This is a genomic window from Natronococcus sp. JC468, from assembly GCF_012163165.1.
GTDB classification, from domain to species: Archaea; Halobacteriota; Halobacteria; order Halobacteriales; family Natrialbaceae; genus Natronococcus; species Natronococcus jeotgali.
The window spans coordinates 168,809-192,696 of the sequence record NZ_JAAVUO010000003.1 but is presented as its reverse complement, the minus strand read 5'-3'; the positions used below and the strand labels follow the sequence as shown (position 1 = coordinate 192,696).

The following is a 23,888-nucleotide window of genomic DNA, read 5'->3' as shown; positions in this document are numbered from 1 at the left end:
CGACGACGGCACGCACCGCCGAGTCGATACCGCCGCTGCCGGACCACTGTTCAAATATTTACTACAGATAGCGTAATCTTTTATCCCCCGAGCCCGTTTCTCGAGCCATGAAGGCGATCGCAGTCGAACCGGGCGCCGGTGAGCCGACCCTCGTCGAGCGACCCCGGCCGGAACCGGAAGCGGGAGAGGCGCTCGTGCGGACGCTCCGCGTCGGCGTCGACGGCACCGACCACGAGGTCATCGCGGGCCACCACGGCGAGGTGCCCCCCGGCGAGGACCGCCTCGTGCTGGGCCACGAGGCCGTCGGCGTCGTCGCGGACCCGAACGGCACCGACCTCGAGGAGGGGGAGTACGTCGTCCCGACGGTGCGGCGACCGCCCGACGGCACCAACGAGTACTTCGAGCGCGGCGAACCCGACATGGCGCCGGAGGGCGAGTACCTCGAGCGCGGGATCGTCGGCGCCCACGGGTTCATGGCGGAGTACTTCACGAGTCCCGCCGAGACGCTCGTTCCGATCCCGGAGCGACTCGCCCACCTGGGCTTTCTGGTCGAGCCGATCAGCGTCTCCGAGAAGGCGATCGAACACGCCGTCGCCGCCCGCTCGGCGTTCGAGTGGGAGCCCGAGTCCGCGCTCGTCCTGGGTAACGGTTCGCTCGGCTTGCTGACGCTCGCGATGCTCGAGGAGGTCCTCGGGTTCGACCGCACCTACTGCCTCGGGCGGCGGGATCGCCCCGATCCGACGATCGACATCATCGACGAGCTCGGCGCGACCTACGTCGACTCGCGGGAGACGCCCGTACCCGAGATCCCCGACGAGCACGAGTCGGTCGACTTCGTCTACGAGGCGACGGGGTACGCGAAACACGCCTTCGAGCCGATCGAGGCGCTCGCTCCCAACGGCGTCGCCGCCCTCGTCGGCGTGCCCGAACCCTGGTCGTTCGAGATCGACGGCGGACGGCTCCACCGGGAGTTCGTCCTGCACAACAAGGCGCTCGTGGGCTCGGTCAACTCCCACCGGGGCCACTTCGAGGCGGCGACGGACACGCTCGAGGGGCTGCCCGAGTGGCTGTTCGACGACCTCGTCACCGGCGTCTACGATCTCTCCGAGTACGAGCGAGCGTTCGAAACGGGCGACGAGATCGTCAAAACGGCCGTCGAGTTCGCACCCGTTCGGTGAGAGGTCGCGGTCGCGGGCCAGTAGCGGCGATCGCGGACGGCGGTGTGATGGTCGGAACCGACCCCGGCCAGTGGCGACGCTCGTATCGGCGTGACAGATACTGTATCCCAGAATAGAAACTATTACCCGATCACGAGTGAGTACTCCCCTCCATGGGAGTCGATTACTCGAAGCTCCACGACCCGAACGCGGAGTACACGATGCGGGAACTCTCCGGAGAGACGATGGGCGTCGTCGGCGAGCGCGGCGACGGCCGCGACGTCGAGATCACGGACGTCCAGACGACGATGGTCGACGGCAACTTTCCGTGGACACTCGTTCGCGTCTACACGGACGCTGGCATCGTCGGCACCGGCGAGGCCTACTGGGGCGCCGGCGCGCCCGAACTCATCGAGCGGATGACGCCGTTCCTGCGCGGGGAGAACCCGCTGGACATCGACCGACTCACCGAGCACCTCGTCCAGAAGATGTCCGGCGAGGGCTCCCTTGGCGGCGTCACCGTCACCGCCATTTCGGGCATCGAGGTCGCCCTGCACGACCTGGCGGGCAAGATCCTCGACGTTCCGGCCTACCAGCTGCTCGGCGGCAAGTACCGCGACGAGGTGCGGGTCTACTGCGACTGCCACACCGAGGAGGAGGCCGATCCCGTCGCCTGCGCCGACGAGGCCGAGCGCGTCGTCGAGGAGCTGGGCTACGACGCCCTGAAGTTCGACCTCGACGTCCCCTCGGGCCACGAGAAGGATCGGGCCAACCGCCACCTGCGGGCGCCGGAGATCGAACACAAGGCCAGCATCGTCGAGGCCGTCACCGAGCGCGTCGGCTCCCGGGCCGACGTCGCCTTCGACTGCCACTGGACGTTCTCGGGCGGCAGCGCCAAGCGGCTGGCCGAGCGCCTCGAGGACTACGACGTCTGGTGGCTCGAGGACCCTGTCCCGCCGGAGAACCACGACGTCCAGCGGGAGGTCACCCAGTCGACGTCGACTCCGATCACCGTCGGCGAGAACGTCTACCGCAAGCACGGCCAGCGTAGTCTCATCGAGAACCAGGCCGTCGATATCATCGCGCCCGACATGCCCAAGGTCGGCGGCATGCGCGAGACCCGGAAGATCGCCGACCTCGCGGACATGTACTACGTGCCCGTCGCGATGCACAACGTCGCCTCGCCGGTCGCGACGATGGGCAGCGCTCACGTCGGCGCCGCCATCTCGAACTCCCTTGCGGTGGAGTACCACTCCTACGAGCTCGACTGGTGGGAGGACCTCGTCGAAGAGGACGTCATCGAGGACGGCTACATCGAGATTCCCGAGGAGCCCGGCCTCGGCGTGACCCTCGACATGGACGCCGTCGAGGAGCACATGGTCGAGGGCGAGGAGTTGTTTGACGAAGCGTAGCTTCGTCGGGCTTGCCGAGCTCTGCTCGGCAGTGTTTGATGAAGCGTGAGCTTCATCAAGCTCGAGAATCTCCGATTCTCGGCGTTCGACCGAGCGAAGTCACGCCCGCCGAACGCTGCTCGGTACCGTTCTAAGCCGACTGCTATCTCGAGCGAGGTCGAACTCTGGGCGGCGAGGGCGCCTCGAAGCGTTAATCAGTTCGAGACCCCGACGACGAGATATGGTCTCACGCCGCTGGCTGTACTTCGGCGGATTTCTGATCACGGGGCTGCTTTTGGTCGGAACCGCGTTACTGGGACTGGCGGACGCGATGTCGGTGCTGTCCGACGGCACGTACTACGGCGAGGAGTTCGTCGTGCTGGCGATGCTCGGCGAGGCCGTCGAGTGGGTGTTGCTCGGGCTCGTCCTCGGGCTGGTGGCCGTCGGGTTTTTCGCTGCAACCGTCGTCTCGATCCTCCGGAGCGCGTCGGTTCCGCGCGACGATCGGCTCGCTGCCGTCGTCGAACGACTCGAGCGACGGTACCCGCTGTTGGCCCGGTTCGACGCCTCGAATCGGGTCGAGCCGACGGCCGAGGACCGACGGCGGGAGCTCAAGGAGCGGTACGTCGCCGGCGAACTGAGCGACGACGAGTTCGAACGCGAGCTGGAGCGACTGGCCGACGGCGATGCCTCGAGTCGACGGCGGTCCGGAACCGCCCTCGAGCGGGAGGACGAGCTCTAGGACACCCCGGCCGACCGCGAAGCTGCGGGTGAGCGTTTTATCCGCCTGCTCGAGGTGGGGAGGGGCGTGAGTCCAGACATCACCCGCAGACGGCTGCTCGGCGTCGCCGTCGGCTCCGTCGGCGCCGCGGGCGCCGGCGGCGTCGCGAGCGCGCAGGAGGATCGCTACGCCGAGATCTACGCCGAGTCGATCGACAGCGTCGTCCTCGTCAGCGTCGCGGGGGATGGGGGGGCCGAGGGGCTGGGATCGGGGTTTCTCGTCGACGACGACCGCGTCGTCACGAACCACCACGTCGTCGGCGGGGCCGACGAGGTCGAACTCCAGTTTCGCGACGAACGGTGGCGGACCGCGGCGGTCGTCGGCTCGGACGCCCACGGCGATCTGGCGGTCCTCGAGGTCGACGACGCCCCCGAGGCTGCCGGAGCGCTGTCGTTCGCGGACGCGGAGCCGACCGTCGGCCAGGAGGTGCTCGCGCTCGGCAATCCGCTGGGGCTCGGCGCCTCGATCTCGCAGGGGCTGATCAGCGGGGTCGAGCGCTCGCTGCCGAGTCCGAGCGGGTTCTCGATTCCCGCCGCGATCCAGACCGACGCGCCCGTCAACCCCGGCAACAGCGGCGGCCCGCTGGTCGATCTCGAGGGCGACGTCGTCGGCGTCGTCTTCGCCGGCGCGGGCCAGACGATCGGGTTCGCGATCTCGGCGGCGCTCGCCCGGCGGGTGGTCCCCTCACTCGCCGCGGACGGTTCGTACGAACACCCGTACCTGGGCGTCAGCGTCGTCCCCGTTCGCCCGGCGCTGGCCGAAGCCAACGACCTCGAGGAGCCCCGGGGCGTGCTGGTCGCCGAGGTCGTCCCGGGCTCGCCGGCCGACGGGGTCCTCGAGCCGGCCGACGGCGTCGCGACCGTCGACGGCGAGTCGGTTCCGGCCGGCGGCGACGTGATCGTCGCGGTCGACGGCGCGGAGATCCCCAACCAGGAGCGACTGGCCTCGATGATCGCGCTCGAGACCTCGCCGGGCGACGTCGTCGGGATCGAGCTGGTCCGCGGCGGCGAGCGCGAGACCGTCGACCTCGCGCTCGAGTCCCGACCCGACGTGGACGTTCCCTGATGCCCGCTCCGCAGGCGAACGCAGGTCCAGCGATTAGGGACGAGAGCGTGCTGGAGCGAAGTATGACCGAAATCGGTCACAAACTCATCTGCGAAGAGCACGGCCCGAACGATCTCGCCGAGTACGCGCGACTCGCCGACGAGTCCGCGTTCGACTTCGCGATGATCTCCGATCACTTCCACCCCTGGACCTCGAGCCAGGGGGAGAGCCCGCTGGTCTGGAACGTGATCGGCGCGATCTCGCAGGCGACCGACGACCTCACCCTGGGGACCAGCATCACCTGCCCGATCATGCGGTACCACCCCGCGATCATCGCGCAGGCGGCCGCGACCGCAGGGGTCCAGCTCCCCGGTCGGTTCTTCCTCGGGGTCGGCACCGGCGAGAACCTGAGCGAGCACGTACTTGGCGATCGCTGGCCCGAACACCGGGTTCGCCTCGAGATGTTAGCGGAGGCCGTCGACCTCATCCGCACCCTGTGGGAGGGCGAGACGACGAGCTACCGCGGGGAGTACTACACCGTCGAAAACGCCAAGATATACACGCTGCCCGAGGAGCTGCCGCCGATCCCGATCGCCGCGGACGGCCCGAAGACGGCGCGCAAAGCGGGGGAGATCGGCGACGGTCTCGTCGGGGTCGCGCCCGACCCGAACCTGATCGAGGCCTTCGAGGACGGCGGCGGCGAGGACAAACCCCGGTACGCCGAGATCGACGTCTGTTACGCCGAGGACGAGCAGGAGGCGATCGAGACCGCCCACGAGATCTGGCCCCAGGCGGCGCTGCCCGGCGAACTGCTCTGGGAGCTGCGAACGCCCGCCCACTTCGAGCAGGCAACCGAGGCGGTCTCGGAAGCGGACGTCGCGGAGGTCGTAGTCTGTGGCTCCGACCCCGAGGAACACATCGAGGGGATCAGGGAGTACGTCGACGCCGGCTACGATCACGTCGCGGTCCACAACGTCGGCTCGAACCAGGCCGAGTTCGTCGAGTTCTACGAGGAGGAGGTGCTGCCGGCGGTGCAGTAGTCGGCCGGTCGCGAGGAAGCGTTACGATGACTCCTCGGTCTCGCCTTCGGCCTCCTCGAGGTCGTCGGGCTGTTCTCCGTCCGAGCGCGGCGCGTTCTGGGTTCCCAGGTCGTCGTCGCCGTCGTCGGTCGCGTCGTCCTCGCGGTCGACGCGCTCGAGTTCCTCCTCGACCTCGGCTTCCCGTTCGGCCTCGTACTCGTCGGCGCGGTCGGTGTCGTCTTCGGCCATACCGGCTTCGGCTTCGGGGCCGAGCGGTTTGGTCCTCGGGCCGTCGACTGCAACGTCGACCGCGAGGACGTTTCGTTTCAAGGAAAGGGTAGCTGACACGAAAGACAGATAAAAGAGCCCGCACTGTGAACGGATAGATATGGACGTTCCGTACGACCTCACCTCGTACATTCGGGTGTTGAAGATGGCGACGACGCCCACGAGCGAGGAGTTCCTCCAGGTATCGAAGATCGCCGGTGCGGGAATCCTGCTCGTCGGGTTCCTCGGGTTCGTCATCGGCGCAATTATGGTACTGCTGACCGGCGACGCCGGTGGTGCCTTCTAATGGGCATCTACGCAGTCAAGACGACGGCCAGCCAGGAGCGCACCGTCGCCGACATGATCATCAACCGCGAGGAGCCCGAGATCCACGCCGCGCTCGCGCCGGACTCGCTGACCTCCTACGTGATGGTCGAGGCCGACGACGACTCCGTGATCACCCGCGTGCTCGAGGACATCCCCCACGCGCGCAGCATGGTCCCCGGGAAGTCGGACATCTCGGAGGTCGAGCACTTCCTCTCGCCGAAGCCGGACGTCGAGGGGATCGCCGAAGGGGACATCGTCGAGCTCATCGCCGGCCCGTTCAAAGGCGAGAAGGCCCAGGTCCAGCGCATCGACGAGGGGAAGGATCAGGTGACGGTCGAACTGTACGAGGCGACGGTTCCGATCCCGGTGACGGTGCGAGGCGACCAGATTCGCGTGCTCGATTCCGACGAGCGGTAGCGAGTCGGTTCGCTCGGCGCTCCTTTGTAGACGGTCCCACGTCCGGGTGAAACGGCCACGAGGACACAGCGGTCGCCGCAAACTCGTCACCGCGCCGTCAGACGGTATCGGAATCAGAATGCATAACCCGACGCTCGCGAAAGGGGCTACGTACTCGTGAGCGACGGAGAGGAAGTTCGGGTCGACTGTCACGTGAAAGTGCTCAACGACGCCGTCGTCGAGCGCGCGATACGTGCCGGCCTCGACGCAATCGTCTACGCACCGCATTTCACCCGTCTGCCGGAGATCCGCGAGCGCGCCGCGGCCTACTCGAGCGACGACCTGCTCGTCGTTCCCGCCAGGGAGGTCTTCACGGGCAGCTGGCGGGACCGCAAACACGTCCTCGCGATCGGGCTCTCCGAGCCCGTCCCGGACTTCATTCCCCTCGAGGTGGCGATGGCCGAGTTCGACCGCCAGGGGGCCGCGGTGCTCGTCCCCCACCCCGAGTTCGCGACGGTCAGTCTCGGCGAGCCCGAGCTGCGCACGTACGCGCGGACGATCGACGCGATCGAGATCTACAACCCGAAACACCTCCCGTCGCACAACCGCCGCGCCCGCGAGCTGGCCGACATGCTCTCCTACCCGCCGTTTGCGTCCTCGTACGCTCACCTGCCGAGCTCGATCGGCGTCGCCTACACCGCCTTCGACGCGGCGATCGAGTCCGAGGCCGATCTGGTCGACGCCCTCGAGAACCGCGTCGCCCGGCGAGCCGTTCACGACAACGGACCGCGACAGCTGCGGACGTCGGCTCAGGAGCTCGCCCACCTCGGCTACGAGAACACCTGGAAGAAGGTCGACCGCTGTTTCCTCTCGGGTATCGAACCGACCCATCCCGACCACATCGCCTACGACGGTCGATTCGACGACGTCGCGGTCTACTGATCGTCTTCCTCGAGTGCGTCCGCGATACGCTCGAGTTGCAGTCCGACGTAACACAGCGCCTGCGTCTGCATAATCGCCGGATCGGTCGTCCACTCGTCGGTGATGTAGGCCGCCTGCTTGCCTGCACGGTCGAGTTCTGTGGTATCGTTTGCCATCGGTGTCGGGTTCGACGTCGATCCCCGAAACCGTTTGGCCGACGGGGCCCTCGAGACGCCGCCGACGGGCGGTCGATCACTCCCGGCGCGAGGCGTCCCGGACCGCCTCGAGGGTGCGTTCGACCCGCGCCCAGTGGCTCCCGCGCCAGAAGTGCTGGCCGCAGTCCCGACAGCGCCACACCGCGAACTCGCCGGGATCGGGCGCGTACTCGGGCGTCGACGCCGCGGGGTCGACCGCCTCGAGCGGGCCGTTACAGCGCCCGCAGCGGGAGGGATCGCCCTCGAGGGAGAGGTCGACCCCCGCGGACGCGAGTTCGGCGAGCTGGGCCTCGACCTCGCGGGACTCGAGCAGGATCGAGGCGTCGGCGCGGGTCGCGAGCTGAACGTCTCTCGTGACGAGGGTGCGGTCCTCGGCCTTCGCGGCCACGAGCAGGGCGTCGTCGGCCTCGAGGTCGCGGTCCCCGGCGTAGGCGGTATCGTGGCCGCACATCCGCAGGTAGGCGACGAGCCCGCCGCACATGACGTCGAGGAGGATCTCCATTCAGTGCAGGAACGCCCGCAGCTCCTCGAGTTCCCAGGTGTTGATCACGTCCGCGGGTTCGGCCCAGCCCCGACGGGCGGTGTGGACGCCCCAGCGCATGTACTCGAGGGTCGCGGGCTGGTGGGCGTCGGTGTCGACCGCGATCGGCGCGCCCGCATCGATCGCAGCCTGGACGGCGCTGCCCCAGAGATCGAGCCGCTTCGGGTTGGCGTTGACCTCGAGTGCCGTTCCGTGGTCGGCCGCGGCTTCGCCCAGCGCAGTCGCGTCGAACTCGAGCCCGGAGCGCTCGTTGAGCAGGCGTCCGCTCGGGTGACCGAGCACGTTGACGGCGGGGTTCTCGATCGCCGTGACGAGTCGGTCGGTCGCCGTCTCGGCGTCCTGGCCGAGCGCGCTGTGGGGCGAGGCGACGATCACGTCGAGGGCGTCGACGACCTCCTCGCCGAGGCCGATCCCGCCGTCGGCGTCGACGTTGGCTTCGATTCCGGCGAGCACCTCGACGTCGGCCGCGGCGGCGACCTCGCGGATCGCCTCGACCTGCTCGAGAATTTCCGTATCGGTCAGACCCATGTCGGCGACGACGCCGGGCCCCTCGGCGTGGTCGGCGACGCCGTAGTAGTCGTAGCCCATCTCCGCGGCCGCCTCGACCATCGCGTCGATCGAGGTGTTGCCGTCTGACCACTCGGTGTGGGTGTGGAGGTCGCCCCGGATATCGTCGCGGGTGAGCAGGTCGGGGAGGGCGCCGTCGGCCGCGGCGTCGATCTCGCCGCGGTCCTCGCGCAGCTCGGGCGGGATCCACTCGAGGCCGAGCGCCTCGTACATCCCCGCCTCGTCCTCGCCGGCGACGCGCTCGCCGACGCGCTGTCCTGAATCGGGGTCGTCGATACCGGAGACGTCGAAGGCGCCGTACTCGTTCAGTTTGACGTCGCGATCGATGGCGTAGTTGCGCAGCGTGATGTTGTGGTCCTTGCTCCCCGTGAAGTACTGCAGGGCGGAGCCGAACTCCTCGGGGACCACGGTCCGGAGGTCGACGCGGATCTCGCCGACGCGGACGCTGGCCTTCGCGGGCCCGGACTCGATCTCGTCGTCGACGGAGTCCCAGCCGACGAACTCGTCGATCACGTCCTCGGCGTCCTCGGTCGCCACGAGCACGTCGACGTCCCCGATGGTCTCGCGCCAGCGCCGGATGGAGCCGGCGACCTCGCAGCGCTCGACCGTCCCGACGGACTCGAGGAAGGCCAGCACGTCGTCGGCCAGCGGTCGGGCCTCACCGAGCAGCTGGCGCTGACCGATCGTGCGGGCGAACTCGAGGTTTTCCTTGATGTTCTCCTCGGTTTTCGGGCCGAAGCCCTTGACCGCCTGGATCTCGCCGGCCTCGGCGGCGGCCTCGAGGTCGTCGAGGCTCTGGATCCCCAGCTCGCGGTAGAGCTTGCCCGCCGTCTTCGGGCCGACGCCCTCGATCCGGGTGAGGTCGGCAATGTCGATCGGCAACTCGGCGCGCAGCTCCTCGAGTTCCTCGATCTCGCCCGTTTCGACGTACTCGACGATCTTCGAGGCGATGGCGTCGCCGACGTGGTCGATCGTCTCGATCGACTCGCGGTCGTCCGCGGCGACGTAGTCGGCGATCGGCGTCGGGTGGGCGCGAACGCTCTCGGCCGCCCGCCGGTAGGCGCGGGGTTTGTACTCGACGTCGTCGGCCTCGAGCAGGTCGGCGAACTCCTCGAGCCGCCCCGCGAGTTCGGCGTTGGTCGTCATCGCCCCCTCCGGGCGCTCCCGCCCTCTTCCTGGCCCAGCGCCTGCTTCAGGAACGACATCCAGCGCTTCGTGTCGGCTGCCCGTTTCGCCTGCTGCTCGCGCTCGAGGTCGGTCGGACCGAGGTTCTCGAGGGCGTTCAGCGCGCGATCGATGCCGATAATCCCCTGGGCGAGCTCCTCGCCCTCCTCGCGGCTGATGTTGCCCTCTTCGATCGCCTCGAGGCGCTCGACGCGTTCGCGGCGCAGGTTCCGTTTGGCCTGCTCGACGCGGTCGCGCTCGCCGGGGGGCACCGTCTCGCGGCGCTTGATCTCGAAGACGAAGGTTCGGAGGTCGATCTCCTCGCCCTGGACGGTGATCGTCTCCGGGATGTCCGCGCCGACGGTGGCGCCTTCGCGCTCGACGCGCTCGAGCAGCTGCTTGCGCTCGTACTCTTGCACACCCATCCGTTGGGGGCTGAACGGCAAAAATGTACGTTCCGGCACCGTCGGCGCTTCGGCGAGGTCCCCACGCGAGGCGGGCGCGCTCTCCCGCGAGTCGGGAGCCGAGTTCGACCGCGACTCAAGTGCAACTTCGGTCCGATCTCGAGAATTGCCCGCCAGCGTCGGAGCTGAACCCCAAGTCCCTTGGTAGTGCCACCCCTATCCTCGCGCAATGGCCACGTGCGACGTGTGTGGGAGAGAAGAGAGCATGCCCTACAACTGCCGGCACTGTGGTGGCACCTACTGCTCCGAACACCGCCTGCCGGAGAACCACGACTGTACGAGTCTCAACAACTGGAACGATCCCCAGGGGGTCTTCGACAGCGGGTTCGACGATGGCGTCGAGAGCGGGGGCCGATCCGGTAGCGCGAGCCTGCTGGACAAGCTCCCGATCGACACCGGTCCGGGCGGGCCGCTGGGGTACTTCCGCGGGAACGCGACCTACACGTTCCTCGCGCTGATGTGGATCACCTTCCTCTGTCAGTGGATCGCGCTGTTCGTCGGCGGACAGGCGCTACACGGCGCGCTGTTTACGCTCTCGACGGCGAACCCCGAGTACGTCTGGACGTGGGTCACCTCCGTCTTCGCGCACGATCCCGGGGGTATCACGCACCTCGTGTTCAACAGTATCGTGGTGTTCTTCTTCGGACCCCTCGTCGAGCGCTACGTCGGCTCGAAGAAGTTCGCGATCCTCTTCGTCGTCAGCGGCGCCCTCGCGGGGCTCGGACAGGTCGCCATCTCCGCCGCCCAGGGCGTCCCCACGAGCGTGCTCGGCGCCAGCGGCGCCGCGCTCGCGATCATGGGCGTGCTGACGGTCCTGAACCCGAATCTCAAGGTCTACCTCTACTTCATCCTCCCCGTCCCGATCTGGGTGCTCACGATCGGGACGGCGCTGATCAGCGTCGTCTACATCGGGACCGGCGGCGGCGGCCCGATCGCCCACGGCGCCCACCTGGTTGGCCTCCTGATCGGACTGGGCTACGGCGAGTACATCAAACGGACCATGAACGTCCGGACGCCCGACCAGTTCCAGCTCGGCGGAGGCGGCCCCGGGGGTCCGGGCGGTCCCGGCGGCGGCCCCGGCGGTCGCCGCCGCTTCTGAGCGCGCAGCCGAAAGCCCACGCACTGATTTTCCCTCGGCCGCAACCACGAGCCACCGATGCACGTCTCCCGCCCGACCCTCGTCCCCGACGCCTCGCTCGAGCGTTCGGAAATGGAAGCCCTCCAGCGAGAGATCGCCGAGGCCGCGGTCTTCGAGGACGACCTCGAGTTCGATCCCGCCGTCCTCGGCGACCCGCTGGCGGCGTCGGCGAGCGCCGGCGAACCCCCGATCGTCGCGGGCGTCGACCAGGCCTTCCTCACGAACGAGGCGGGCGACCAGGACCGAGCGCTGTCGGCCGTCGTCGCCGTGCGGGGCGGCGAGGTGATCGAACGGGTCCACGCGGTGACGCCACTTTCGATCCCCTACATCCCCGGTTTGCTCTCCTTTCGCGAGGGGGCGCCGATTCTCGACGCGCTCGAGGAACTCTCCGTCGACCCCGACCTGCTGCTGTTCGACGGCAGCGGGCGCATCCACTTCCGACAGGCCGGGATCGCGACCCACATGGGAGTCGTCCTCGACGCGCCCAGTATCGGGATCGCCAAGAGCCTGCTCTGTGGCAGCCCGCGCGGGGACCTCGAGGACCTGCCCGAGGGGACGCGGATCGGGATCGAGGCGAACTCGCGGGTCGACGCCGATAATGGCACGCTGCTGGGCTACGCCGTCCAGACCCGCCAGTACGACTCGCCGGACCGGTACATCAACCCGCTGTACGTCAGTCCGGGTCACCGCGTCGGCCCCGAGACCGCGGCCGACGTCGCCCTCGCGCTGTCGTCGTCGTACAAGCTCCCCGATCCCGTTCGACTGGCCGACAGCTACGCCGACGAGGCGAAACGCGGGCTCGAGGAGTGAGGGACGGGCGCCCGGAATTGACGACCGATCGGTCGCTCGCGGTGACTGCCGTTTCGACCGGCACGATAAACCGTCGATACTTAGGCACCCTCACCCGAAACGGTCACGCATGGCCATCGCTGAGGAAGCCGACGACCGGGCGGGCGACGACGCGACCGCCGCGGACGACGCCGGACGGGAAACGACGACCGACGCGAACGAGGACCGTTACACGCGCAAGCAGTGCGTGCTGATCACTGGCTGCTCGTCGGGGGTCGGCCACGCGACCGCGCGGGCGTTCCTCGAGCGGGACTGGCAGGTGATCGCGACGGCCCGGAACGTCGACGATATCACCGACCTCGAGGAGCTGGGCTGTACGACCCTCGAGTTAGACGTCACCGACCCCGATCAGGTCGCCGACGTCGTCGAGCGCACCGTCGAGATCGGCGGCGCGATCGACTGTCTGGTCAACAACGCGGGGTACGCCCAGATGGGGCCGATCGAGGACGTCTCGACGGTCGACCTCCACCGTCAGTTCGACGTCAACGTCTACGGCCCCCACCGCCTCGCGCGGGCCGCCCTGCCGCACATGCGCGCCCAGGGTGCGGGGCGGATCGTCAACGTCTCGAGCGTCGCGGGCCGAGTGTCCTTCCCCGGCTACGGCGCCTACTCGGGGTCGAAACACGCCCTCGAGGCAATGACTGACTCCTTGCGGGGCGAGGTCGAGGAGTTCGGCATCGAGGTCGTGTTGATCGAGCCCGGCCCGATCGAGAGCGAGTTCTCCGACCGGGTCGACGAGGAACTGCCCGGCTCGGAGCGCACGCCGGCCTACGAGTCGCTGTACGAGATCTACGACGAGGCCCAGCTGATCGGCGGCGGACAGGGCGGCCCGTTCGCCTCGACGCCCGCGGAGGTCGCGACGGCGATCGTCGAGTCCGCGATCCGCTCGGAACCCCCCGCCCGCTACCCCGTCGGCCCGATCGGTCAGCTGGGCGTCTACGCGCGGTTCCTCCCCGACCGACTTCAGGACGCCCTCTACGGCGTCGTCCGGAAGCTGGTCTGATCTCGCGGCCGTCGTTACAGCTTCGACGCCGGGACGAAAGGAGAGCAGACAGCGATAGCGCCGCCTCGAGCGCGCGAGGCGATAGTCAGTCCCCGGTCGCTCGAGTCTCGCCCCCGGAGTCGTCGACGGCGAACGTCCCGCCCGGACACCGACGGACGCGCCCGGCCCGCTGGAGCTCGCGACACCGACGCTCGATCGTTACCGGGTGTGTGGCGAGGCGATCGGCCAGCTGGGAGATCGTCATCGGACCGCCGTCGGTCAGTGTCTCGAGGATCTCGCGGTCGCTCCGGCCGGAAGGCGGTTCGTCCGTCGGCATCGGTATACCTCGACATTGTCCGAGCGAGGGATGAATGACGCTCCGGTTCCCAGTCGGTGAGAACGGGTCCGAGGGAAGCGCTCGAGCCGGATACGAGCGACCGCCGGCTACCCGCTGAACGCCTCGGCGAACTCGGTCGGTAGCGTCGCGATGTCGATCCCCCAGGCCATCGGGAGCCACAGCAGCGCGACGATCGTGATCAGCGCGATGCCGATGACGTTGAGCCCGATCCCGACGCGGGCCATCTGGGGCAGGGAGATGTAGCCGCTGCCGAAGACGATCGCGTTCGGGGGCGTCGCGACCGGGAGCATGAACGCGAACGACGCGGCGGTCGCGCCGGCGATCATCAGCCCGTAGGGGTGGACGCCGATGCCGACCGCGACGCCGGCGAGGATCGGCATCAGCATCGCCGTCGTCGCCGTGTTCGAGGTGACTTCGGTCAGGAAGATCGTCATCGTGACGACCGCCAGCAGGATGAGGACCATCGAGACGCCCTCGAGAGCGGCCAGCTGTTCGCCGATCCAGGCGGCGAGCCCGGTGTCGCCGAAGCCCGAGGCGATGGCGAGTCCGCCGCCGAACAGGAGGATGACGCCCCAGGGGATGTCGACGCCGTTGGTCCAGTCCAGCAGGAACGTGTGGTCGCCGTCTTCGGTTTTCGTCGGCAGGGTAAAGAGGACGAGCGCGCCGCCGATGGCGACGATCGTGTCGGCGTCCTCCGGCGGAACGATCCCCAGGACTGGCTCGAGCAGACTGGCGCCGATCCAGGACAGCGCCATTCCGACGAAGACGACGAGAACCATCCGTTCCTGGGTGCTCGTCGGACCGAGTCGCTCGAGTTCGCGATCGATCGTGTCGGCGCCGATCGGGAGCTCGTCGAACTGCGGCGAGATCGCGACCCGGGTGACGTAGACGTAGACTGCAACGAGCCCGACGATCGAGATCGGGACGCCGTAGAGCATCCACTCGGCGAAGCCGATCGTCGTTCCGAACAGCTCGCCGGCCTGGCCGGCGAAGAGGATGTTCGGCGGCGTGCCGATCAGCGTCGCGACGCCGCCGACCGAGGCGCCGTAGGCGATACACAGCATCAGGGCGACGCCGAAGGAGAACTCGCCCTCGCCCGTGTCGATGTCGAGGCCGGTCTCGTCGATCAGATCGGCAGTCTGGTAGATGACCGCCAGCGCGATCGGAACCATCATCATCACGGTCGCGCTGTTGGAGACCCACATCGAGAGAAACGCCGTCGCGAGCATGAACCCGAGGATGAGCCGCGACGGTTCGGTGCCGACGGCCTTGATCGTCCGCAGCGCGATCCGCCGGTGCAGCCCCCAGCGCTGCATCGCCATCGCGAGGAAGAACCCGCCCATAAACAGGAAGATCAGCGGGCTGGCGTAGGACGGCGTCGTGTCCGCAACCGGCAACGCGCCCGTCAGCGGGAAGAGGACGATCGGCAGCAGCGACGTCGCCGGGATCGGGATCGCCTCGGACATCCACCAGACGGCGACCCACGCGGTGACCGCGGCGACGGCCTGCCCTTCAGGGGTCAGCCCCTCGGGCGTCGGCGACAGGAAGATCGCCGCGAACAGCACGGGGCCGAGGACGAATCCGAACTTCTGTCGCAATTCGTAGCTGCCGCCGACGTCGAACGGGGATCGGTCGCCGTCGGGGCCGTCCCCGTCGTCCCCGCCGCCGAGGCCGCCGCGCTCGGGATCGGCGGGCGCGTCGCTGCCGCCGTCGGTAAACGCTTCCCGGGCGACGCGTCGCTCCGCCGCCGAGAGTTCGTCGAGATCCTCGGCGATCGCGTGACCGTCGAGCGTGAGGTAGGCCTTCGTCCGTTCGTTGAGAAACCACAGGTACCCCCAGAACTGCTGTATAGCGAGCTGACACCTGTCGAGAGCGTTCGATACCATCTGCTCGAGCGTTGCGAACCCGGGATTAAAAATGCCGAGGTTCGCTCGCGAGAGGATGTCACTGGCGTTAGACGTTCCCGCGGGAGCGGTTCGCGGGGAGCGCCGGAACGCACATATCGGCGCCGGGAGAACTCGAGTCGTGCCACTGCTACAGTTCGACACGACCCGGTCGCTGTCGGCCGAGGAACGGACTGCGCTCGCAGAGCGGGTGACGGCGCTGTACGCCGAGGAGATGGAGACGACGACGGGCCACGTCGCGGTGACGATCCGCGAGCGCGAGCCCTCGGCGATGCACCTCGGTCGCCAGGTCGAGGGACCGCTGCTCTTTCTCGACGCCGAGATCCGGCGCGGACGACCGTTCGAGCGCAAGCGGGCGTTCGCGCTGGCGACGATGGCCTACGCTGGCGACGCCCTCGAGATCCCCGATCCGAACATGAAGGTGGTGTTCACCGAACACGAGGGCGAGGCGATGATGGGCGTCGACCGCGTGGGGGGCGAGTGGAGCGGGGACGACGGAGACGGTTGAGCGAGAACGGCAGAGACGCGCCGGGGCTCGAGAGCACCGCGCGGTCCACCGGTTCCGTCACGGTAAAGCGGCCCCGTCGGAAAGGCGCGGTCGATGGATCGGTCCGACTACCGGACGGTCTCGCTGATCGCGCTCTGGCAGGTCGCCGCGAGCGTCTGTTACTACACCGTCTTCGCGGCGACGCCGTTCTTCCGCGCGGAGTTCGGCCTCTCCCGGTTCCAGGTCGGGTTCGTCGTCACCGCCCTGACGCTGGGCTACGCGGTCTTCCTGCTCCCGGTGGGCGCGCTGATCGATCGCTTCGGCGAGTACCGCTCGCTCGTGGTCGGCCTCGTCGGCCTCGCCGCGGGCGCGACGCTGGTCGCGGGCGCACCGTCGGTCGCCCTGCTGCTCGTCGCCGCCTTCTTCCTGGGCTCGGCGTACGCGAGCGCGATCCCGGGGACGAACAAGGCCGTCTACGACAACGTCGCCGCGGGTCGCCAGAACCTCGCGGTCGGGATCAAGCAGGTCGGAGTCACCGCCGGCAGCGGGATCAGCGCCCTGCTCGTGACCGGACTCGCCGGCCTGTTCTTCTGGCAGGCGGGCTTTCTCGTCGCCGCCGGCGTCGGGTTCGTCGTCGCTCTCGTCTTCGCGGCGCTGTACGACGGCTCCGACGGCGGCGGGGCCGCCGACTATCCCGACTTCCGGGCGCTGTCGCGGAACCGCCCGTACCGCTGGCTGGTCGCGGCGGGGTTTTTCCTCGGCGCGGCGCTGTTCACGACGACGGGGTACACCGTCCTGTTCCTCGAGGAAGAAGTCGGCACCTCGGTCGCCTTCGGCGGGGTCGTCCTCGCGACGGTCCAGCTGTTCGGCAGCGCCGGCCGGATCGCGACGGGGTGGCTGAGCGACGCGCTCCCGGGCGATCCACAGCGCCGGATCGGGGCGATCCTGATCGTCCAGGTGCTCGCCAGCGCCGTCCTGTTTGGAGTCGTCGCCGCGACCTCGAGCCCGATCGGCGCCGCGGTCGCGTTCGCGGCGCTTGGCTTTTTCGCCCTCGGGAATACGGGCGTCTACTACTCCTGTATGTCGACGCTGGTCGGCAGCGAGGAGATGGGTGGGGCGACCGCGGGCGGACAGCTCGCGCTGGTCGCCGGCTCGATCGTCGCCCCGCCCGCGTTCGGCTACCTCGCCGACGCCGTCGGCTACCGCGCCTCGTGGTGGCTGCTCGGCGCCGGCTGCGTCCTCGCAGCGGGCCTGCTCGTCGTCGCGGTTCGTACCGAACCGCCGATCGACGACCCCGCGCTGGCCGACTGATCGAGCCGAAGGACGAACCACTATGATCTCTGAGGACGAAGCCCCGCTCATGTACCGCGTTTTACTCCCTATCGACGACAGCGAGGCCCGCGCTCGCGCCCAGGCCGAGGCCGTCCTCGAGTTACCCCGTGCTAGCGACGAGATCACGGTCGACGTCCTCCACGTCCACGAGGAGGTGTCGGGACCCGACGCCGAGTGGGCCGCGGGCGGGTTCTCCGAGGAGTACGCCGAACAGATGGACGAGAACCTGCGCGAGCGGGCGAGCCTGCCCGGCGCCGTCGAGACGGTGGCCGAGCTACTCGAGGAGGGTGGCGTCGACTACGAGGTCCACGAGTCGGTCGGCGAGCCCGCCGAGACGATCCTCGCGGCCGCGGGCGAGCGGGACAGCGACGCGATCGTCATCGGGATCCAGAAGCGCTCGCCCGTCGGGAAGGTGCTGTTCGGCAGCGTCGCCCAGGGCGTGATCCTCGACAGCGATCGCCCGGTGACGACGGTTCCCGCGGCCGAGGAATGAGAACCGTACTACCGTAGGCAGGCCGCGACGACCTCGAGCATCCCCTCTCCCTGGACCTCGTCGGCGAACAGCGGCACCCGGCGGACGTCGGTGCCCCGGAACAGCTCCTGGGCCTCCGCCAGCGCCGACTGCTGGACGTCCCATCGTCGCTGGCAGAACTCACATCCCTCGAGGTCGGGCTGGAGGAACTCGCCCTCGACGTCGTCGGTGACGTCCGACAGCGGTTCCATCACGCGGTTGACGACGACGGTGCCGACCGGGATCCCGAACTCGTCGAGCTGTTCGCGCAGCCGCTTTGACTCGAGGACGCTCATCTCCTCGGGAACCAGCACGATCCGGAAGTCCGTTCGGGCGGGATCCCGAAGGGCGGCGCGCAATCGCTCGATGCGCTCGCGTAGCTCCTCCAAGTTCTGCAGGTCGGGCTCCTCCTCGGGCATCTCCTCGTCGCCGAACATCCCCTTCATCCCGTCGATCATCCCGCCGATCCGCTGGCGGAATTTCACGATCCGGCCCATCATCGTGTCCATGAGTTCGGGCAGTTGGAGCAGCCGGAGAGTGTGCCCCGTCGGTGCGGTGTCGACGACGACCCGTTCGAACCGGTCGTCGTCCAGGTACTCGAGCAATAGCTGCATCGCGGCGGCCTCGTCCGAGCCCGGCATCGGCCCGCCCAGCAGCGACTCCATCGGGGAGTCCTCGCCGAACATCCCCTCGAGGCCGCCGAACATCCCGGCCCCCTCTCCCTGCGCTTGCGCCTGGGCGGCGAAGCCGGCGTCGTCGACGGCGGCCTCGGGGTCGATCTCGGCGGCGTACAGCGGGACGTCCTCGCGGATCCGTCCCGGCTCCGAGGGGATCTCCGTCTCGTAGGTGTCCGACAGCGAGTGGGCCGGGTCCGTCGAGACGACCAGTGTCGGGACGCCCCCGCGGGCGCTGTCCAGCGCGGTCGCGGCCGCCATCGTCGTCTTCCCGACCCCGCCCTTGCCGCCGTAGAGCACGTAGTCCGGTCCCTCGATGTCCTCCTCGGACGGACGAACGGAGACCGTCTCTTCCTCTTCGCCGACCGACTCCGTCGGCGTCACCTCGATCGTGTGGTCGCCGTCGTCGGTCCCCCCGTCGTCCGCCTCGGCCTCGTCGACCGGTTCGACGTCGATTCCGCTCATGCAGTCCGGTTTCCGGCGCGCACACGAGAACCCGTCGGTCTCGAGGAGCGATCGACGAATCGGACCGCGTCCGTCCACGAGAGATATTAACACTCCCTCGCTAATTTAAGGCATGGGGAGTATCCTTATCGATATACCCATCCTCCTACGTAGATTTAATTACGATGACGTGGACGGTACGCTCACGACGAAGCGGTGGTGGCGCTTCGAACTTTCCCTCATGACTGCACAACTCACCCGACCGAGTCCCGACGAATCGACGACGAACGACGACGCTCCGTTCCCGTACGGCGGCGGCGAGCCCGGGCTGGCGCTCCCGGCCGCGAACGCCCGCGGCGTGCTCCGACCCGAGGACTCGACCGCGGCCGTCGGCGCCGCCGGCTCGACGGCCTGTCCGGACTGTGCCGCCGAGACCGTCAACGGCGCGGGGCTGTACGTCTGTCCCGACTGCGCCTGGAGCGGAACCCTGCGGTAAGGCGTCGGCCGTCCCGTTCCCGACGGCATCGTCGCGAGTTTTTCGAACCGATCGCCGACAGTCTCGAGTTATGCGACAGGTGTTGAAGGGAGCTATTCTGCAATAGGTAGCTGAGTCACCGTAACCGAGCGCTACTCGAAGTACGTCGCGAGCCGCTCCGCGGCCTCGGAGACCCGCGGCGTGACCAGCGCGAAGCGGAGCCAGTCGGCGCGGGAGTCGCCGAACGCCTCGCCGGGCATCCCCGCGACGCCGGCCTCGTCGATCAGTCGCTCGACGTTCTCGAGCGTCCCCGGATACCCGTCGAAGCGGGCCATCACGTAGAACGAGCCCTGGGGCGTGGTGTAGTCGGCGCCCGCGACCTCGAGGGCGTCGGTGAACGTCTCGACGCGCTCGGCGAGCTGCTCTCGGCTCTCCTCGTAGTACTCCGGTTCGGTCTCCCGGAGCGCCCGGAGGACGGCGTACTGGGCGGGGCGGCTGCCGGCGACGTTGACCAGCATGTGGCGGCTCTTGGCGTTCTCGACGAGGTGGGGCGGGAAGATCGCGTACCCCACCCGGAACCCGGTGATCGCCATCGACTTCGAGAAGGCGTTGGTGACGATCCGGTGATCGGAGTCGACCCCGAGCGCGGAGGCGAACCGCCCCGAGAGGTCGAAGTGGTCGTACACCTCGTCGCTGACCAGGATCGCGTCGTGTTCCTCGGCGATGGCGACGAGTTCTCGGATCGTCTCCTCGGGGTAGACCGCCCCCGTCGGATTGTTCGGCGAGTTGACGACGATCGCGGCCGTCTCCGCCGTCGTCGCCGCGCGGACGTCGGCCGGATCGAGCTGGCCCGCCTCGTCGGCGGCGACGAACCGCTGACGACCGCCGAGCATCGTCGTCTTCCCGGGGTAGTAGGGGTAGACGGGATCGGTCAGCACGACCTCGTCGCCGCGGTCGCGCTCGAGAGCCCGCGCCATCGCGAGGTAGTTCGCCTCGCCCGCGCCGTTGGTGACGACGACCTGCTCTGCGTCGACGTTCCGTCGGGCGGCGATCTCCTCGCGCAGCTCGGAGAGGCCCTCGCTGGGCGGGTACTGGAACTGGTCAGGCTCGAGGTCGGCGTACTCGCCCAGTCCCTCGCGCAGGGCCTCCGGGGGTTCCCAGTCGGGGTTCCCGCTGACCATATCGATGACGTCCCGGTCGGCCCGGTCGGCGTACTGCATCACGCGAAAGAACAGCGGCGTCTCGTACTCCATGCGGCCCACTGGGTGCTCGCCCATCGTCGTTCTTTCGTCGCGGGCTCGAGCCGGCCTCGGGGGGCCCGCGCCGACGCAACCCAGGATTTGAAACCCGCCGGGTGCCTCGAGTCGGGTATGAACGACGACATCGACCGCGAACTGCCGATGGACGTCGCCGACGCGATGCGGGACGAAGGCGACACCCTCGCCGTCACCGAGTCCTGTACGGGCGGGTTGATCGGCGCCGCGATCACCGCCGTCCCGGGGGCCACGGACTACTTCGACTCGGGACTGACGACCTACGCCTACGACGCCAAACGGCGCCACCTCGGGGTCAGCCGCGAGGCCTTGGACGAGCACGGCGCCGTCTCGGAGCCAGTTGCCCGCGAGATGGCCCAGGGGATCCGCGACGTGGCCGATACGACCTGGGGGGTCGCGACCACCGGCGTCGCCGGTCCCACCGGCGGTACCGAGGACGACCCGGTCGGCACGGTCTACGTCGGCGTCTCCTACGCCGGGCCCTGGGGAACGCAGTCCTCGTTCGCGACAGTCTCCCGGTACGAGTTCGACGGTGACCGCGCCGAGGTGCGGGCGAAGACCGTCGACCGGGCGCTCGAGGATCTACTCGCCGCCGTCGCGGAAGTTCGGGAGTGACGATCGGGCGGGTCGCGAGGCCGACCCCTCGCGGACGCTGACCGTCCGCGAGAGAAAACTATTCGAGGGTCCCCCCGCGACGTCCCCCTAATGAACAAACGGGGACACGTTCTCAACGCCGTTCTGTTGAGTATCGGGCTCGGAATCCTGCTCGAGCCCGCGCTCGATCCGGGAACCCTCGAGTCGGTCGTCACCATTACGGTCCCGGTGACGCTCGGCGCACTCTTTCCCGACGTCGACACCGCGTTCGGCCGCCACCGCAAGACGCTGCACAACCTCCCCGTACTCGGCCTGTTCGTCGCCTTCCCGTTCGTCTTCGGCAACCTCGAGTACGTCTGGATCGGCGTGTTGACCCACTACGTCCTCGACGTCACGGGTAGCAGGCGCGGCATCGCGCTCTTTTACCCGCTCTCGAGCAGGGAGTTCGACCTGCCGACCGGGGTCCCGGTCAGCAGCGGACGGACCGATCTGGTGACGGTCCTCGTGACCGGGCTCGAGCTCGGGGTCGCGGTCCTCCTGCTGTACGAGCTGCCGCGGCGAGGCGTCGACGTCGCGGAACTCGGACTCTGGTTCTGAGACGGGCCGTGCCCGTCCGAACGGCTACCGACGGTTCGGCGTCCACTCCTCGCAGGCGTCCATTCCGGTCATCGCCTCCTCGTGACGGGTGCAGTACGGGATCAGCTCGTTCGACCCGCGTTCGCGGGCGTACGCGAACTGCTCGCAGTTTCCGCAGTAGCGGTCGGTCGGCGGCGTCGGCTCGTCCCCGGCCTCGAGTAGTTCGGCGTCACTGCCGACGTCCTCGGGTTCCGAAACCGACTCGGCCGTCGCCGCGACGGGACCGCCGTCTCGACGCGCGTTCGGCTCGATCTCCCCGTCGGGTCGAGCGCCGAGAACGCCGATCCCGCCGAGTCCGCCGGCGGTCCCCTCGTCGTCTCGCTCGACGATCGTTCGGTTCCGGCGCGTGACGTGCATCTCGAGGGTGCCGCCGGGGTCGTTGCGGGTCTTGAAGTTGACGACGCCGACGAACAGACACCAGACCGCGACGAACAGCCCGAGGAGGTAGACCGCGGCGACCTCGAGGGTCAGGTCCGCGCCGACCCCGCGCCAGTGGTAGGGGTAGGCGATCCAGAAGAGCGCGACCCCGAGCAGACAGAGGCCGGCGCCGACCGCGCCGGCCGCGCGGAGCCGACGGCTCGCGGGCAACACGAGGAAGAGACCGACGAGGGCGGACGGGACGCCGATTCCGGCAGCGACCCCGGCGAACCGCACGGTCGCGTAGTGGGCCGCCATCTCCCAGCCCGTGGCCTCGGCGACGATCCCGTCGAACAGTTCGGTCGTCGCCAGCACGACCCCCAGCACCGCGAGGACGGCGCCGAGCGCGACGAGGCCCGTTCCGGCGTACAGCCGACGACGACCCGGTCCCGTTCGCGCGCCGCCCCGGTACACCTCCGTCAGACTCGTCATGCAGATATCTGTGACTTACAAGTACAAAACAATAATGTCAGACACAGGTAACAGGATAGAGAGGAACTCACCCGCGGAAGCGAAAGGTTGAATCGCCGCGCTCGAAAACGCTTTCCCATGAGCGACGACGAGGAGGAGGAAGGGCCTGCGGTCGAACTCGGCGAGCGAACCCCCGTCGAAGGGGCGCCGCTGGCCCGCATCAGTTCGCGGCTCTTCTGGCCGAAGGAGAAAAGCGAGATCGACCGCCTCGAGGGCGACAGCGTCATCCGAACCCCCGAGGGTCCCCGGGAGCTCTCGTCGGTGCTCGAGGAGGTCGACGAGACCTACTTCCAGCGCCACCAGGAGTTCGAACGCCACGTTTGCGACGTCGTCGGCACCGGACCGGTCCCGACCGCCGACGAGTAACCATCCGTGACAGCCGAGGACGGACGAGGCGAGGTCGGCCGGTTGCCCGGCTCGCTCGCCGGGCTCACCTGGTTCCAGAAGTCGCTACTGACCGGCGCCGTCCTCACCGTGCTGTGGACGCAGCTGGTTCCCCCCGACCTCGGGCGCCGCGTCGTCGTCGATTCGATCCTGCTGATCGGCGGTCCGCTCGCGCTCGGGCTCACCCACGGCAACCACATCGGGTGGAACGTCGATCGAACCGCGGTCCGCAACGCCGCGTTGCTCTCGCTGTTCGTGCTGCCCTTTTACCTCGTGGGCTCGACGCTGCCGACGATCCGGGCGTTCTACCCGATGTGGGAGACCTCGGCGGCGCCCGGCGAGTTTCTCCCTCACGCGATCAAGCTGTTCGCGCTGGCGCTGGCCGCCGAGACCTACTACCGGGGACTGCTCTGTGTCGGCGTCCGGGAGATCGGGTTCAAGGCCGTCCTGATCAGCCCCGTCGTCTACATGCTCCACCACGCCTCGAAGCCGCCCCTCGAGTTCCTGCTGTCGGGCCCGACCGACGTCCTCTTCGGCGCGGTCGACTACACCTCCGACTCGATCCTCCCCTCGGTGATCGCCCACGGCGCCGGCCTGGTCCTGCTGGACTGGCTGGTCCTGCACGACCCGCTGTTCGATCCCGCGGACGTCCTGGCTCGCCTCGAGTGGCTTCCGATCCCGCTCTGAGACGGGGACGCTGCAGC

Annotated in this window: 29 protein-coding genes; 19 read left to right on the top strand and 10 right to left on the bottom strand. The window is 68.7% G+C overall.

The features are described 5' to 3' along the window. Window positions 1-107 precede the first annotated feature (107 nt). The 5 genes from GWG54_RS03515 to GWG54_RS03495 all read left to right on the top strand — a co-directional run bounded on the left by GWG54_RS03515 (window position 108) and on the right by GWG54_RS03495 (window position 5,413). Window positions 108-1,178 (top strand): glucose 1-dehydrogenase, encoded by a 1,071-nt coding sequence (locus tag GWG54_RS03515; RefSeq protein WP_008424312.1) that lies wholly within the window; start codon window positions 108-110, stop codon window positions 1,176-1,178. 152 nt (window positions 1,179-1,330) lie between these two features. Next, window positions 1,331-2,569 (top strand): mandelate racemase/muconate lactonizing enzyme family protein, encoded by a 1,239-nt coding sequence (locus GWG54_RS03510; protein ID WP_167936455.1) that lies wholly within the window; start codon window positions 1,331-1,333, stop codon window positions 2,567-2,569. A 220-nt stretch (window positions 2,570-2,789) separates the two neighbouring features. After that, window positions 2,790-3,290 (top strand): SHOCT domain-containing protein, encoded by a 501-nt coding sequence (locus tag GWG54_RS03505; protein WP_167936454.1) that lies wholly within the window; start codon window positions 2,790-2,792, stop codon window positions 3,288-3,290. Between the two features lie 66 nt (window positions 3,291-3,356). Beyond that, a complete protein-coding gene (locus GWG54_RS03500) occupies window positions 3,357-4,394 on the top strand; it encodes a S1C family serine protease (RefSeq protein ID WP_167936453.1) in 1,038 nt (345 codons plus the stop codon). Window positions 4,395-4,456: 62 nt separating this feature from the next. Further along, window positions 4,457-5,413, top strand: coding sequence for a TIGR03557 family F420-dependent LLM class oxidoreductase (locus GWG54_RS03495; protein ID WP_167936452.1), 957 nt, complete (start codon window positions 4,457-4,459; stop codon window positions 5,411-5,413). Window positions 5,414-5,434: 21 nt separating this feature from the next. Here GWG54_RS03495 and GWG54_RS03490 read toward each other — a convergent pair whose 3' ends face one another. Continuing rightward, window positions 5,435-5,641, bottom strand: coding sequence for a hypothetical protein (locus tag GWG54_RS03490; protein ID WP_167936474.1), 207 nt, complete (start codon window positions 5,639-5,641; stop codon window positions 5,435-5,437). Window positions 5,642-5,780: 139 nt separating this feature from the next. On the opposite strand from GWG54_RS03490, the gene GWG54_RS03485 reads away from it, so the two are divergent. The 3 genes from GWG54_RS03485 (at window position 5,781) to GWG54_RS03475 (ending at window position 7,324) form a co-directional block, all read left to right on the top strand. Then, a complete protein-coding gene (locus tag GWG54_RS03485) occupies window positions 5,781-5,966 on the top strand; it encodes a protein translocase SEC61 complex subunit gamma (RefSeq protein WP_167936451.1) in 186 nt (61 codons plus the stop codon). Continuing rightward, window positions 5,966-6,403, top strand: coding sequence for a transcription elongation factor Spt5 (locus GWG54_RS03480; protein WP_008424301.1), 438 nt, complete (start codon window positions 5,966-5,968; stop codon window positions 6,401-6,403). The genes GWG54_RS03485 and GWG54_RS03480 overlap by 1 nt, the downstream gene beginning before the upstream one ends. Window positions 6,404-6,559: 156 nt before the next feature. Further along, complete coding sequence (locus GWG54_RS03475) at window positions 6,560-7,324, top strand: PHP domain-containing protein (protein WP_167936450.1); 765 nt, start codon at window positions 6,560-6,562, stop codon at window positions 7,322-7,324. On the opposite strand, the gene GWG54_RS03470 is transcribed toward GWG54_RS03475, so the two are convergent. From GWG54_RS03470 to GWG54_RS03455, 4 genes are all read right to left on the bottom strand, one after another. Then, window positions 7,318-7,479 carry a hypothetical protein gene (locus GWG54_RS03470; RefSeq protein ID WP_167936449.1) on the bottom strand — a complete coding sequence of 54 codons (162 nt, stop codon included), beginning with the start codon at window positions 7,477-7,479 and terminating at the stop codon, window positions 7,318-7,320. The two genes, GWG54_RS03475 and GWG54_RS03470, sit on opposite strands and share 7 nt — an antisense overlap. A gap of 76 nt (window positions 7,480-7,555) precedes the next feature. After that, the gene (locus GWG54_RS03465) at window positions 7,556-8,020 is read right to left on the bottom strand and encodes a Mut7-C RNAse domain-containing protein (protein WP_167936448.1); all 465 of its coding nucleotides are present in this window, start codon (window positions 8,018-8,020) and stop codon (window positions 7,556-7,558) included. Next, a complete protein-coding gene (gene polX, locus GWG54_RS03460) occupies window positions 8,021-9,772 on the bottom strand; it encodes a DNA polymerase/3'-5' exonuclease PolX (RefSeq protein WP_167936447.1) in 1,752 nt (583 codons plus the stop codon). It lies immediately after the preceding gene. Next, window positions 9,769-10,209, bottom strand: coding sequence for a DUF5788 family protein (locus tag GWG54_RS03455; protein ID WP_167936446.1), 441 nt, complete (start codon window positions 10,207-10,209; stop codon window positions 9,769-9,771). The genes polX and GWG54_RS03455 overlap by 4 nt, the downstream gene beginning before the upstream one ends. A gap of 214 nt (window positions 10,210-10,423) precedes the next feature. On the opposite strand from GWG54_RS03455, the gene GWG54_RS03450 reads away from it, so the two are divergent. The 3 genes from GWG54_RS03450 to GWG54_RS03440 all read left to right on the top strand — a co-directional run bounded on the left by GWG54_RS03450 (window position 10,424) and on the right by GWG54_RS03440 (window position 13,244). Beyond that, entirely contained in the window at window positions 10,424-11,353 is a 930-nt protein-coding gene (locus GWG54_RS03450) for a rhomboid family intramembrane serine protease (RefSeq protein WP_167936445.1), read from the top strand. A 57-nt stretch (window positions 11,354-11,410) separates the two neighbouring features. After that, entirely contained in the window at window positions 11,411-12,202 is a 792-nt protein-coding gene (locus tag GWG54_RS03445) for an endonuclease V (protein WP_167936444.1), read from the top strand. A gap of 109 nt (window positions 12,203-12,311) precedes the next feature. Next, window positions 12,312-13,244, top strand: a complete 933-nt coding sequence (locus GWG54_RS03440; protein ID WP_167936443.1) for an SDR family oxidoreductase — start codon at window positions 12,312-12,314, stop codon at window positions 13,242-13,244. Between the two features lie 85 nt (window positions 13,245-13,329). Here the strand turns inward: GWG54_RS03440 and GWG54_RS03435 are convergent, their stop codons facing one another. Next, complete coding sequence (locus GWG54_RS03435) at window positions 13,330-13,560, bottom strand: winged helix-turn-helix transcriptional regulator (protein WP_167936442.1); 231 nt, start codon at window positions 13,558-13,560, stop codon at window positions 13,330-13,332. A 107-nt stretch (window positions 13,561-13,667) separates the two neighbouring features. Beyond that, a complete protein-coding gene (locus tag GWG54_RS03430; protein WP_167936441.1) occupies window positions 13,668-15,467 on the bottom strand; it encodes a DASS family sodium-coupled anion symporter in 1,800 nt (599 codons plus the stop codon). A gap of 139 nt (window positions 15,468-15,606) precedes the next feature. Here GWG54_RS03430 and GWG54_RS03425 point away from each other — a divergent pair, with 139 nt between their 5' ends. The 3 genes from GWG54_RS03425 (at window position 15,607) to GWG54_RS03415 (ending at window position 17,797) form a co-directional block, all read left to right on the top strand. Next, complete coding sequence (locus GWG54_RS03425; RefSeq protein WP_167936440.1) at window positions 15,607-15,993, top strand: tautomerase; 387 nt, start codon at window positions 15,607-15,609, stop codon at window positions 15,991-15,993. 93 nt (window positions 15,994-16,086) lie between these two features. Further along, entirely contained in the window at window positions 16,087-17,283 is a 1,197-nt protein-coding gene (locus GWG54_RS03420; RefSeq protein ID WP_167936439.1) for an MFS transporter, read from the top strand. Window positions 17,284-17,332: 49 nt separating this feature from the next. Continuing rightward, window positions 17,333-17,797: a universal stress protein gene (locus tag GWG54_RS03415; RefSeq protein WP_167936438.1), complete on the top strand. Its 465-nt coding sequence runs from the start codon at window positions 17,333-17,335 to the stop codon at window positions 17,795-17,797. Window positions 17,798-17,805: 8 nt separating this feature from the next. On the opposite strand, the gene GWG54_RS03410 is transcribed toward GWG54_RS03415, so the two are convergent. Further along, window positions 17,806-18,954 (bottom strand): TRC40/GET3/ArsA family transport-energizing ATPase, encoded by a 1,149-nt coding sequence (locus GWG54_RS03410; protein ID WP_167936437.1) that lies wholly within the window; start codon window positions 18,952-18,954, stop codon window positions 17,806-17,808. Between the two features lie 220 nt (window positions 18,955-19,174). Between GWG54_RS03410 and GWG54_RS03405 the strand changes: the two genes are divergently transcribed. After that, the gene (locus tag GWG54_RS03405; RefSeq protein WP_167936436.1) at window positions 19,175-19,429 is read left to right on the top strand and encodes a hypothetical protein; all 255 of its coding nucleotides are present in this window, start codon (window positions 19,175-19,177) and stop codon (window positions 19,427-19,429) included. A gap of 131 nt (window positions 19,430-19,560) precedes the next feature. Here GWG54_RS03405 and GWG54_RS03400 read toward each other — a convergent pair whose 3' ends face one another. After that, complete coding sequence (locus GWG54_RS03400; protein ID WP_167936473.1) at window positions 19,561-20,661, bottom strand: pyridoxal phosphate-dependent aminotransferase; 1,101 nt, start codon at window positions 20,659-20,661, stop codon at window positions 19,561-19,563. Window positions 20,662-20,778: 117 nt separating this feature from the next. Here GWG54_RS03400 and GWG54_RS03395 point away from each other — a divergent pair, with 117 nt between their 5' ends. Continuing rightward, window positions 20,779-21,297 carry a CinA family protein gene (locus GWG54_RS03395; RefSeq protein WP_167936435.1) on the top strand — a complete coding sequence of 173 codons (519 nt, stop codon included), beginning with the start codon at window positions 20,779-20,781 and terminating at the stop codon, window positions 21,295-21,297. 90 nt (window positions 21,298-21,387) lie between these two features. Continuing rightward, window positions 21,388-21,873, top strand: coding sequence for a metal-dependent hydrolase (locus GWG54_RS03390; protein ID WP_167936434.1), 486 nt, complete (start codon window positions 21,388-21,390; stop codon window positions 21,871-21,873). Between the two features lie 24 nt (window positions 21,874-21,897). On the opposite strand, the gene GWG54_RS03385 is transcribed toward GWG54_RS03390, so the two are convergent. Beyond that, a complete protein-coding gene (locus GWG54_RS03385) occupies window positions 21,898-22,761 on the bottom strand; it encodes a DUF2157 domain-containing protein (RefSeq protein ID WP_167936433.1) in 864 nt (287 codons plus the stop codon). A 117-nt stretch (window positions 22,762-22,878) separates the two neighbouring features. On the opposite strand from GWG54_RS03385, the gene GWG54_RS03380 reads away from it, so the two are divergent. Together GWG54_RS03380 and GWG54_RS03375 are read left to right on the top strand one after the other, a co-directional pair. Continuing rightward, the gene (locus GWG54_RS03380; RefSeq protein WP_167936432.1) at window positions 22,879-23,166 is read left to right on the top strand and encodes a DUF5789 family protein; all 288 of its coding nucleotides are present in this window, start codon (window positions 22,879-22,881) and stop codon (window positions 23,164-23,166) included. Between the two features lie 6 nt (window positions 23,167-23,172). Further along, window positions 23,173-23,871 carry a type II CAAX prenyl endopeptidase Rce1 family protein gene (locus tag GWG54_RS03375; RefSeq protein WP_167936431.1) on the top strand — a complete coding sequence of 233 codons (699 nt, stop codon included), beginning with the start codon at window positions 23,173-23,175 and terminating at the stop codon, window positions 23,869-23,871. Window positions 23,872-23,888 lie beyond the last annotated feature (17 nt).